General features: G+C 55.2%; 12 protein-coding genes and 1 tRNA gene. 6 read left to right on the top strand and 7 right to left on the bottom strand.

All coding sequences use genetic code 11. The features are described from left to right. Window positions 1-301: 301 nt before the first annotated feature. Window positions 302-853: a SecY-interacting protein gene (gene syd, locus OC597_RS25255; protein WP_262211064.1), complete on the bottom strand. Its 552-nt coding sequence runs from the start codon at window positions 851-853 to the stop codon at window positions 302-304. A gap of 63 nt (window positions 854-916) precedes the next feature. On the opposite strand from syd, the gene queF reads away from it, so the two are divergent. The 3 genes from queF to xni all read left to right on the top strand — a co-directional run bounded on the left by queF (window position 917) and on the right by xni (window position 4,275). Beyond that, complete coding sequence (gene queF, locus OC597_RS25250; protein WP_262211063.1) at window positions 917-1,762, top strand: NADPH-dependent 7-cyano-7-deazaguanine reductase QueF; 846 nt, start codon at window positions 917-919, stop codon at window positions 1,760-1,762. A gap of 211 nt (window positions 1,763-1,973) precedes the next feature. Continuing rightward, window positions 1,974-3,338, top strand: coding sequence for a nucleotide 5'-monophosphate nucleosidase PpnN (gene ppnN, locus OC597_RS25245; protein ID WP_261258566.1), 1,365 nt, complete (start codon window positions 1,974-1,976; stop codon window positions 3,336-3,338). Between the two features lie 181 nt (window positions 3,339-3,519). Further along, window positions 3,520-4,275 (top strand): flap endonuclease Xni, encoded by a 756-nt coding sequence (gene xni / locus OC597_RS25240; protein ID WP_261285195.1) that lies wholly within the window; start codon window positions 3,520-3,522, stop codon window positions 4,273-4,275. 32 nt (window positions 4,276-4,307) lie between these two features. On the opposite strand, the gene rlmM is transcribed toward xni, so the two are convergent. The 4 genes from rlmM to OC597_RS25220 all read right to left on the bottom strand — a co-directional run bounded on the left by rlmM (window position 4,308) and on the right by OC597_RS25220 (window position 7,384). Next, on the bottom strand, window positions 4,308-5,411 hold the full coding sequence (gene rlmM, locus OC597_RS25235; RefSeq protein ID WP_099064997.1) for a 23S rRNA (cytidine(2498)-2'-O)-methyltransferase RlmM: 1,104 nt from the start codon (window positions 5,409-5,411) through the stop codon (window positions 4,308-4,310). Further along, window positions 5,404-5,799: a DUF423 domain-containing protein gene (locus OC597_RS25230; RefSeq protein ID WP_099064996.1), complete on the bottom strand. Its 396-nt coding sequence runs from the start codon at window positions 5,797-5,799 to the stop codon at window positions 5,404-5,406. Before OC597_RS25230 ends, rlmM begins: the two co-directional genes overlap by 8 nt. A gap of 51 nt (window positions 5,800-5,850) precedes the next feature. After that, on the bottom strand, window positions 5,851-6,768 hold the full coding sequence (locus OC597_RS25225) for a transcriptional regulator GcvA (protein WP_085118561.1): 918 nt from the start codon (window positions 6,766-6,768) through the stop codon (window positions 5,851-5,853). A 391-nt stretch (window positions 6,769-7,159) separates the two neighbouring features. Next, the gene (locus tag OC597_RS25220) at window positions 7,160-7,384 is read right to left on the bottom strand and encodes a YgdI/YgdR family lipoprotein (RefSeq protein WP_085118562.1); all 225 of its coding nucleotides are present in this window, start codon (window positions 7,382-7,384) and stop codon (window positions 7,160-7,162) included. Window positions 7,385-7,578: 194 nt separating this feature from the next. On the opposite strand from OC597_RS25220, the gene csdA reads away from it, so the two are divergent. Beyond that, complete coding sequence (gene csdA, locus OC597_RS25215; RefSeq protein ID WP_262211076.1) at window positions 7,579-8,784, top strand: cysteine desulfurase CsdA; 1,206 nt, start codon at window positions 7,579-7,581, stop codon at window positions 8,782-8,784. A gap of 18 nt (window positions 8,785-8,802) precedes the next feature. Further along, window positions 8,803-9,237 (top strand): cysteine desulfurase sulfur acceptor subunit CsdE, encoded by a 435-nt coding sequence (gene csdE, locus OC597_RS25210; protein WP_262211062.1) that lies wholly within the window; start codon window positions 8,803-8,805, stop codon window positions 9,235-9,237. Here the strand turns inward: csdE and tcdA are convergent. Further along, window positions 9,228-10,034: a tRNA cyclic N6-threonylcarbamoyladenosine(37) synthase TcdA gene (gene tcdA, locus OC597_RS25205; protein ID WP_262211061.1), complete on the bottom strand. Its 807-nt coding sequence runs from the start codon at window positions 10,032-10,034 to the stop codon at window positions 9,228-9,230. The genes csdE and tcdA overlap by 10 nt on opposite strands. A gap of 87 nt (window positions 10,035-10,121) precedes the next feature. Beyond that, complete coding sequence (gene mltA / locus OC597_RS25200; protein WP_085118567.1) at window positions 10,122-11,264, bottom strand: murein transglycosylase A; 1,143 nt, start codon at window positions 11,262-11,264, stop codon at window positions 10,122-10,124. Between the two features lie 221 nt (window positions 11,265-11,485). Between mltA and OC597_RS25195 the strand changes: the two genes are divergently transcribed. Next, window positions 11,486-11,544, top strand: a tRNA-Met gene (locus OC597_RS25195).

Below are 11,544 nucleotides of genomic sequence, written 5' to 3'. Positions count from 1 at the left end.
GCCGTCCTCCGCTCTTCACTGAGCGCATCCACTTCTTCATCCTGAAGCTGCATCATCCTGATGCTTTCCCGCTCCACCGTATCCCTTCCGGTGAACATAAGATCGCTTAATTATCCCGGGTTCACAAGGGCTTACTGGCTGGCTGACAGGAAATTAACGCTAAGAGTTATCCTAAAGAAAATCTAACCAATTGATCTGGATAACAATAAACCCCATGCAAGCCGCCGAGAGAGGAAAATTAAAAGCGATCTCTCACAGTCCGTGTGAGAGATCTCGCACACGGATTTCGCTGTAATTGGCCTCAAACACCCAAGGTCGGGCGCAATGCATCGAGGAAATTGCCCAACGAAGCCGCCAGCAAAGTGCGTTTATCACTGCCAAACTGCTCCAGCACCACATTGCCGCTGACGTTACACAGCGAGACCATGGTCATTTCTGATTCGGTAGTTGCCAGGAACAGCGTCGGCGACAGCTTCAGGCGCTTTTGCGTCACCAGATGACCGATCAGGTTTTCCTGCAGGCGAATAAAATCGTCCTCGCTCCACACCTGCAACAGGGTCACATGGTGCTCACCGAACTGCGCGCTCATGTCACCCGCATACTGCTGGGTATAAAACAGGTTGATGTCCGGCTGCAAGCGCAGTTCGAGTGCAGTTTCTACCTTTTCCAGCGTTGCCGCCGGGGTAAACGGCTGCGGCAACCACAGCACTTCATCATCGCGATTCTCTACCAGGCAAGGCGACGGCACGCCGTACAGATCCTGGCTGGCTGGGGCATGACCACGCCCTTGCTGCCAAAGATCAACATAACGCTGGGTGAATTCACGCAGGGCGTGCGGTACATCATGGTCCATATTTTTTCTCGCATACGGTAAACTGGCGACCATTGTACCTATCTATCACCAAGGTGACAGCAGATGTCCTCATATCAAGACCACCATGCCCTGTCGGCGCTAACGCTGGGTAAAGCCACCGCGTACCGCGACCATTACGACGCCACGCTGCTGCAGGCAGTGCCGCGCAGTATGAACCGCGAGCCGCTGGGATTGTATCCGGACAGCCTGCCATTCCACGGTGCCGATATCTGGACGCTGTATGAACTCTCCTGGCTGAACGATAACGGTCTGCCGCAGGTCGCCGTCGGCGAGATCAGCCTCAATGCCGACAGCATCAACCTGATTGAGTCCAAAAGCTTCAAACTTTACCTCAACAGCTTTAACCAAACGCCGTTCAGCGACTGGGAGACGGTGCGCAACATCCTGCAACGCGATCTGTCCGCCTGCGCACAGGGCGAGGTCAGCGTCTCATTGTTCCGCGTCGATCAACTTGAAGGCAGTCCGATCGCCCGGTTAGAAGGTGAATGTATCGATCATCAAGACATCCGCATCGATAACTACGAATTCAACGCCGATTACCTGCAAAATGCCACCGGCTCCCTGCAGGTGGAAGAACGGTTGGTCAGTCATCTGTTAAAGTCCAATTGCCTGATCACCAACCAACCGGATTGGGGCTCGGTACAAATACATTATCGTGGCACGCAGATCGATCGCGAGGCGCTGCTACGTTATCTGGTGTCCTTCCGTCATCACAATGAATTCCACGAACAATGTGTCGAACGCATCTTTAACGATTTGCTGCGCTACTGCCAGCCGCAGAGCCTGACGGTGTATGCACGCTACACCCGTCGCGGTGGGTTGGATATCAATCCATGGCGCAGTAACACTGACTTTGTTCCGTCACATGGCCGTCTGGCACGCCAATAGTGCGAAGCATTGCTCAACAACTGAGCTAACGAGCGGTTTGTATTGGTAAAAACCAGGGGACGGCGGTAAGGTTAAATCAACAGCGCCCGGTGCTATGCCGGGCATTCCGGCTGGCTAATAATGATGTTGCCGCCGTGCGCTCACTATAACGAGATGCTGTTCTGCTGCGTATGGATTACTACTGCCCCATTCTGGGTGCAAAGGAGTTACCTTGATTACACACATCAGCCCGCTTGGCTCTATGGATTTGCTGTCGCAGCTGGAAGTAGACATGCTGAAGCGTACCGCCAGCAGCGATCTATACCGTTTGTTCCGCAACTGTTCGCTGGCTGTCCTGAACTCCGGCAGCCAGACCGACAACAGCAAACAGCTGCTGTCGCGCTATGAAACCTTTGATATTAACGTCCTGCGCCGTGAGCGCGGAGTCAAACTTGAACTGGTGAATCCACCGGAAGACGCCTTTGTCGATGGTCGAATCATCCGTTCGCTGCAGGCCAACCTGTTTGCCGTGCTGCGCGATATCCTGTTCGTCCACGGACAGATCGACAGCGCCGGTCGTTTCCAGCATCTGAATCTGGAAAATTCGGCCCACATTACCAATCTGGTGTTCTCTATCCTGCGTAACGCCCGTGCACTGCACCTGGATGAAGATCCTAATCTGGTGGTGTGCTGGGGAGGGCACTCGATCAACGAAAACGAATATCTGTATGCACGCAAGGTCGGCAGCCAACTGGGCCTGCGCGAACTGAATATCTGTACCGGCTGTGGCCCGGGCGCCATGGAAGCGCCGATGAAAGGTGCGGCCGTAGGCCATGCGCAACAGCGCTACCACAACAGTCGCTTTATCGGCATGACCGAGCCGTCGATCATCGCCGCCGAGCCGCCAAATCCGTTGGTCAATGAGTTGGTGATCATGCCGGACATTGAAAAACGCCTGGAGGCCTTCGTCCGTATCGCCCACGGCATCATTATCTTCCCAGGCGGTGTCGGCACGGCGGAAGAACTGCTGTATCTGCTGGGGATCCTGATGAACCCGGAGAACAGCGAGCAGGTATTGCCGCTGATCCTCACCGGACCGAAAGAGAGCGCCAACTACTTCCACGTGCTGGATGAGTTCATCATGAACACGCTGGGAGACGAAGCGCGCCGTCACTACCGCATTATCATCGACGATCCTGCCGAAGTGGCACGTCAGATGAAAAAAGCCATGCCGCTGGTGAAAGAAAACCGCCGTAATACCGGTGATGCCTACAGCTTTAACTGGTCTATCCGCATCGCGCCGGACTTGCAGCTGCCGTTTGAGCCAAGCCATGAAAATATGGCGAATCTCAACCTGTATCCGGACCAGCCTGCTGAACAGCTGGCTGCCGCGCTGCGCCGTGCGTTCTCCGGTATCGTCGCCGGTAACGTGAAAGAAAATGGCATTCATGCCATCGAACAGTTTGGTCCGTACAAGCTGCACGGCGAACCGCAGATGATGAAGCAAATGGACAGTCTGTTGCAGGGCTTTGTCGCCCAGCACCGGATGAAACTACCGGGCACCGCTTATGTGCCCTGCTACGAAATCGTCGCTTAATAAGCCATCCCGGGCGGCCTAATAACCGCCCTTCTTTTACCTGACTTTTTCCGCCTTTACTCTATGGATTTCAAGTTGCAGCTAGGCGGCAAGCGTGCTCATCCCCCGGAGCTTACTTAGGTATGTGATGGGGGTGAGTACGTGAAGTCAACAACGCTGCAGCTTGAAAGACGACGAGTAAATGCCTATACACCTACTGATTGTCGACGCCCTCAACCTTATCCGCCGCATACACGCCGTGCAGGGTTCCCCTTGTGTGAATGCTTGCCAGCACGCGCTGCAGCAGTTGATCCAGCATAGTCGGCCAACGCACGCCGTGGCGGTGTTTGACGAAGACGATCGCAGTGATAGCTGGCGTCACCAAATTCTGCCCGACTACAAAGCGGGTCGTTCGCCGATGCCGGACAATTTGCAGCAGGAAATGCCGCAGCTGCGGCAGGCGTTTGAAGCGCTCGGCGTTGCCTGTTGGCATTCTCCGGGCAATGAAGCAGACGACCTGGCGGCAACGCTGACCACCAAGGTTGCAGGCGGTGGTCATCAGGTGACCATTGTGTCCACCGACAAAGGCTATTGCCAACTGCTGGCGCCCAGCGTGCAGATCCGCGATTACTTTCAAAAACGCTGGCTGGACATGCCCTTTGTGCAGCAAGAGTTTGGCGTATCGCCACAACAATTAACGGATTACTGGGGACTGGCGGGAATAAGCAGCAGCAAAATCCCTGGCGTGGCCGGTATTGGACCGAAGACGGCGGTATTGCTGTTACAGCAGGCAGGTTCGCTGGATGGGGTGTATCAGGATTTGGAACAGGTGCCGGAGAAATGGCGAGGTAAACTGCAACAGCACCGCGAGATAGCCTATATCAGTAAAAGGGTCGCGACCTTGCGAACCAATCTGACGTTAACCGGCAACCTGCAGCAACTGCGGTTACCGGTTTAAATCCGGGCGCTGCACAAGCAACGCCCTATCGATTATTCACGTTCGTCGCGACGCCCCGCCACGGCCGACCACATACGGCGGACGTGGATGGTGACTTCTTCACGATCGTGATACAGCTGTTTGGCATGAATTTCTGAACTGATCCCCGCCGCATCCAACGCTTCTTTGATCGACAGCAGGTTCTGCGAAACCTCTTCGTAGCGTTTTTTCATCGGCAGTTTCAGGTTGAAGATCGCCTCACGGCACCAGCCTTTCACCAGCCACTGGATCATTAAGCTGGTCACCTTCGCCGGTTTCTCCACCATGTCACACACCAGCCAATAAATCTTGCTGCTGGAGGGTTCATATTTGAAACCGTCGGCGCGGTGATGCGTCACCTGGCCGGTATCCATCAGGCTCTGCGCCATGGTGCCATTATCCACCGCGTGCACCATCATGCTGCGTTGCACCAGTTGATAGGTCCAGCCACCCGGACAAGCCCCCAGATCGACCGCATGCATGCCGCTGCCCAAACGTTCCTCCCACTCATCGGCAGGAATGAACACGTGGAACGCCTCTTCCAGCTTCAGGGTGGAACGGCTTGGCGCATCGGACGGGAACTTAAGCCGCGGAATACCCATATAGAACGGGGAGTTGTTGTTGCTGAAGGAGTAACCCACATAGCAGCAACCCGGCGCGATAAAGAATACGTGGACCACTGGACGAGTCTTGTTCTCACGCGCCATCAACACCTTCTGCTCACGCATTGCCGCGCGCAATGGCACCGTCAGCTTGCGGCAGAACTTCAGCAGCTCTTTGCTTTCGTTGGTGTCCGGCACTTCCACGCGCAGCTCACCGCCACGATCGACCACACCCATCAACATACCGACAATCGGTGATACTCGGTCTTCCGGCGGCAAATCACGCAGCAACTCGCCAACCACCAGCATCTGACGGGCAAAAATCAGTTCACGGAACGGGATTTCCCGCGCCAGGCGATCGGCATCATCAGGCTGATAGCACTCGAACAGCACATAACCGCTGTTATCTTTCACTCTGGCAAAACCGAATATTTCCAGCTCGGCTGCCTTGGCGGTAATTTCTGCCGCGCACTCTTTTTCAAAGCCTTGACGGCAATACAACGCAAGTCTATTCATGGCGCTCGGCCTTTTTCCTCAGACGCAAAGCGCCAATCAACATCAATGCCCAACCGATCAGGAAACACACGCCGCCAATCGGCGTGATGTAAACCCAGAACTTCAGGTGTGACAGCGCCAGACAGTAGAGACTGCCGCTGAACAGTACGGTGCCGAGCGCCAACAGCGCCCCGCTCCAATAAAACCACAGGCTGACGCGGCGTTGCATTGCCACCGCCAGTGCCAGGATCGCCAGAGTATGGAACCCCTGATAGTCCAGCCCAGTACGGATCCAGACCATCTCGTTGGCACCCAAGGTGCCGCTTAATACATGTGCGCCAAACGCGCCCAGAGCAACAAATACAAAGCCGCTGATAGCGGCAAAAATCAGCATTGAACGACTGCTCATCGTTATTTACCTTTATTGAAAAAGCCGGCTGCGACAACACGGCGACCGGCCTTATTGTTCGTAGCGAAAGCGAAACTTTTCTTGTTCGCTGGCTGCCCGTGCCAGGATCCATTGACGAAAGGCGGCTATTTTACCCAGTTCTGCCTGACTGTCATGACATACCAGATAAAAAGCATTTTTACTGACCAACACTTCGTTAAAGGGACAGACCAACCGCCCGGCTTCGATCTCGGTCTGCGCCATCACATTATTGACCAGCGCAATCCCCTGACCATGTACCGCCGCCTGAACCACCATGGCGCTGTGGCTGAAAATCGGCCCCTGCTGCACGTTGATGTGCTGTAACCCCAGTTGACGAGTGTAGGCCAGCCAGTCGCGGCGTGAAGTATCATGCAGTAGCGTGTGATAAGCCAGATCGCTCGTCACTTTTAACGCATGTTCTCCAGTCAGCAGGCTGGGTGAGCACACCGGTAACAGATATTCCGCATATAAACGTTCAGCTCGTAACCCGGTCCAGTTGCCGCGACCGTAGAAAATCGCCACGTCGACATCATCCGCCAGCTTGTCTTCTTCGCGGTCTACCGCCTGGATACGCACGTCGATTCCCGGATAAGCTGAGTTAAAGCCGGACAGCCGTGGCACCAGCCACTGAATAGCAAAACTCGGGGGCAAACTGACGGTTAATGCCCCCTTGGCGCTGCGTGCCTGCAGCTTGCGTGTCGCCTCATTGATAGAGGTGAAGATTTCCTTGATATCCAGGTAATAACTTTGCCCTTCTTCCGTCAGCAACAGCGAGCGGTTGCGGCGTCGAAACAGCTTCAGGCCGAGGAAGTCCTCCAGCGACTTGATCTGGTGACTCACCGCGGCCTGGGTGACAAACAGTTCTTCTGCCGCTTTGGTAAAACTCAGGTGACGGGCAGCCGCGTCAAACACCCGCAGTGCATTAAGAGGTGGTAAGCGTTTAGACATTTATTAGCTACTTTTGTGTAACAATATTCCGAGTGATTCGGCATAAAAAATCAGGCGGCGTTATCTGCCGTGCGATAGGCACCAGACAGCCAAGCGCTACCATTAGTTTTTTTAATCCGAGCCATTATAAATTGTCCGTTGAGCATGCGCCAGTAAATACCTATAGTGGCGGCACTTCCCGGGCCGGAACGAAAAGGGAGTGGGTGTCGAGGACGCCGATGAACTTTTGGCTTGTGGTTGTGATGTTGTGTTTGCAAATTGTCTGGCAATCCAGACGTGGTAGCTAAGCTACTGTTTTTCACTTCCTGTACATTTACCCTGTCTGTCCATAGTGATTTTATGCAGCACCGCAAGCTTTGCGGTGCTTTTTTTTGCCCATTTTTGGCCGACGTTACTGGTCGCTTTCAACCATTTCCTTCACGTCCGAGCGGTTGATCTGCTGCTCAACGCCGTTGGCATCTTTATAGCTGATCATGCCGGTGTCGTTATCCAACGCGGGCTTTCCTTTAGCGACAATGGTGCGTCCATCATTGGTCTGCATCACGTAGTTGCTGGAACAGGCGGCCAGGGTAAACGTTAGCATCAGGGCAGAGATAACTGCGGCTGTTTTCTTCATTGTGGACTCCTTGTAGTTTTAAATGCTGTAAAAACCTTTTATGTAATTTAACGCCATGACTTAGTGCGCACGTAACAGCATAACAAACTTACCTATAATTTCCAGACGATGAATCCTAATATGCGGGATAGCTTGTCTCAGCCGAGAAAATAGGACAGGATCAGTCATTGACTCAAGCCAGTGACAATCAGGGTATGACACCTTTTAATCCCATCGCCTTTCGTAATCAGTTTCCTGCCTTGCAGCAAGCGGGTATTTATCTCGACAGCGCCGCCACCGCGTTGAAACCGCTGGCGGTGATCGCCGCTACGCAGCAGTTTTACCGTGACGACGCCGCCACCGTGCACCGCAGCCAGCACCGGGCCGCGCAGGATCTGACCGCGCGTTTCGAGCAGGCGCGCCAACAGGTTGCGACGCTGATCAATGCCCCTTCGGCCGATGACATTATCTGGACCCGTGGTACCACCGAAGCGATCAATTTGGTGGCACAAAGCTATGCCCGTCCCCGCCTGCAACCGGGTGACGAAATTCTGGTGAGCGAGGCCGAGCACCACGCCAACCTGATCCCCTGGCTGATGGTGGCGGAACAAACCGGTGCACGGGTGGTGAAATTGCCGCTTGGCGCTGACCGCCTGCCAGACCTGGCGCAGTTGCCAAGCCTGCTGAGCGATAAAACCCGCCTGCTGGCGCTGGGGCAAATGTCCAACGTCACCGGCGGTTGTCCGGATCTGGAGTTGGCCATTAGGCTTGCCCACAGTGCCGGTGCCCGGGTGATGATCGACGGTGCGCAAGGCATAGTCCACTGCCCGGCTGACGTTCAGCGACTGAACATTGATTTCTATGCCTTCTCCGGCCACAAGCTGTATGGCCCAACCGGCATCGGTGCGTTATACGGTAAAAGCGAATTGCTGGCGCAGATGGCCCCCTGGCAAGGCGGCGGCAAGATGTTGGCTCAGGCGTCCTTTGAAGGCTTCACACCGCAAAAACCGCCGCACTGTTTCGAAGCCGGTACGCCAAATATCGCCGGTGTACTGGGGCTGGCCGCCGCATTGGAGTGGCTTGGCGAGCAGGATCTGGCAGCAGCCGAGCAATACAGCCGTGAACTGGCCAACCTTGCCGAGCAACGATTGGCGCAGCTGCCGGGATTCCGCAGCTTCCGTTGTTCTGGCTCCAGCTTGCTGGCATTTGATATTGCCGGGATCCATCACAGCGATATCGTCACCCTGCTGGCAGAACAAGGTATCGCGCTGCGTGCCGGTCAGCACTGCGCCCAGCCGCTGATAGCGGCGTTGGGTGTCAGTGGGACGCTGCGCGCCTCCTTTGCCCCTTACAACACGCTGGAAGACGTCGATGCCCTGGTGGCAGCACTGCACAACGCCATCGACCTGCTGGCCGACTAAATGATTCCCGGAGACGCTATGCTTGCCCCCCACCCCTTTGGCCGCGAAATCACCGCCGAAGCGTTGATCGAGAAATTTACCGCACTGAAGCAGTGGGAAGATCGTTATCGCCAACTGATCATGCTGGCGAAACAATTGCCGCCGCTGCCAGAGGCATTACGCGCAGAGGAAATGGAATTGAGTGGCTGTGAGAATCGAGTCTGGCTGAGACATCAGTTACTGGCGGACGGCACGTTGCACTTTTACGGTGACAGCGAAGGCCGCATCGTACGCGGCCTGTTGGCGGTACTGCTAACAGCGGTAGAAGGAAAAACGCCACAGCAGATCGCGGCGATAGACCCCCTGGCACTGTTTGAGCAACTGGCATTACGTGCTCAGCTTAGTGCTACCCGTGCCAGCGGGCTGGCAGCGTTGGCCGCTGCCGTGAAGGAAATGGCCGCTCGTTACGCCTGACGCGCGGCTTTTGCCACCATCTTCTTCAGCGCATGAGAAACGGCGACAAAACCAAAGGTCGCGGTCACCATGGTTGCCGCACCAAATCCCGCACTGCAATCCATTCGTTTTGGCCCTTCTGCGGTACTGCGTGATGCGCAAACGCTGCCATCCGGCTGTGGGTAAACCAGCGGCTCGCTGGAAAATACGCAGTCAATGCCCAGCTTGCCTTTGCTGTTCTTCACCACGTTAAAATCATTTTTCAACCGCTCACGCAGCTTGGCAGCCAACGGATCCTGAATGGTTTTCGCCAAATCGACCACCGCTATCTGGGTCGGATCTATCTGACCACCGGCACCGCCGGTAGTGACCACCGGGATCTTGTAACGACGACAATAGGCCAACAGCGCGGCCTTGGGCCGTACGCTATCGATCGCATCGATGACATAACTGAAATTGTTATTCAGCCGCTCGGCGACGTTGTTCGCAGTAATAAAATCATCAATGCAGGTCACCCGGCACTCTGGGTTGATGGCCAGAATGCGTTCCGCCATCACTTCTGTCTTTGACTGGCCCACATGCTGACGCAGGGCATGGATTTGGCGGTTGGTGTTGGTGACACAGACATCATCCATATCAATCAGCGTAATGGCACCGATGCCGGTGCGCGCCAGTGCCTCGGCCGCCCAGGAGCCCACGCCGCCGATGCCAATCACGCAAATGTGCGCCTGGGCAAACAGCGCCAGCGCCTGCTGACCGTACAAACGTGCTGTGCCGCCAAAACGCTGCAGATAGGCTTCAGAATAGGCTGTGCTCATAACGCTTTAGTACCTTAACATTGCAAATGATAAGGGCCGGAAATCCGGCCCTTGCGGGTCAATCTATCGCTGTATAACTCAGGGCTGTTAGCGGGTAACCAACAGCGAGCCGCCGGAAGCGGTATTGTTCTGACTGGTGAACAACGGTGCGTTAACGTTAGCGCCTTTCAGTACCCAAACGCGGCCGTAGTGGTTGTAGAAACCTGCCGAGTGACCGGCATCCGGCCCGATGCCCTGGTACATATCGAAGTGCTGGCCTTTAATCGCCCCACCCACATCCAGAGCCACCATCAGGCGCATCTCGTATTTTCCCGTGAATTTACCCTTATTGTCCAGCAACGGCACTTCCGCCAGCAGCGTGGTGCCCGCTGGGATCAGTGAACGGTCGGAAGCCACCGAGGCCTTGGCGACCAGCGGCACGGCACTGGCACCCCGTACTGGCGCAAAAGCCTCAGGACGGAAGAAGACAAAAGAAGGGTTTTGCTCCAGCAGTTCACGCACTTCGGCGGCGCTGTGAGTATCCGCCCATTGACGAATCGCCTGCATCGACATATCCGCTTTAGCCACTTCGCCACGATCGATCAGCACTTTACCGATACTGCGATAGGCGTGGCCGTTCTTGCCGCCGTAGCCGAAGAACACCAACGGCTGACCGTTGCCGTAATCCACATAGCCGCTGCCCTGGACTTCCATCATAAAGTTGTCCATCAGCGAGTTGGTGTACGCCACGATATAGCGGTCATCCAATGCGCCCGAGTAAATGCCCGCGCGATCGGGCAGGCGGCCTTTACCTTTTGGCGGCATACGGTACAGCGGATAACGGAACTCACCCTGCTGGGTGTAGCGTGCCTGCAGCACCGGCGTGTAGTAACCGGTAAATTGTACGTTGCCGTAGCTGTCCACGCCTTCCATTTGATAAGCGCTGAGGCCGTATTGGTTCAGAGTGCGAGTGTCGGCACCGGATGCCATCCAGCTTTGTACTGCCTGAAAGGTGGTGTTGTTGCGATTAAAGAGTGAAGGAGAGGCGTATTTAATCTCCATCAGTTGATCCGAGTAATCCTTGGCATTCACCGGCACGCCCTTGGCATTGGGTTGATTCACCAACTCCAGCGACTGATCCAGGTGACCGTCCTTATATTGTTGTCCCCGGTCGGTCGGCTTGGAAGAACAGCCTGCCAGTACCGCTACCATTAACCCGCCCAGCAGGTATTTGCCCCAACGTCCTTTCATCACGCACACTCTCTACATATATGATCTACCGGCGAACGATAACAAACGCCCATAGATAAAGGAATCGCCGCCAATAAAAAAAGCCATACGGCCAATAACGACGAAAAAGAACGCACATTGCGGACTAATCCAGCAGAAAGACCGTTTTAGTTCAATTAAATGCAAAAAGGGTTGCAACAAAATGCACGGAGAGTATAGTGCGCTTCCATCGGACGCGGGGTGGAGCAGCCTGGTAGCTCGTCGGGCTCATAACCCGAAGGTCGTCGGTTCAAATCCGGCC

This window comes from Serratia proteamaculans, assembly GCF_946227095.1.
Lineage (GTDB): Bacteria > Pseudomonadota > Gammaproteobacteria > Enterobacterales > Enterobacteriaceae > Serratia > Serratia proteamaculans_E.
This window is presented reverse-complemented; position numbering and strand designations above follow the sequence as displayed.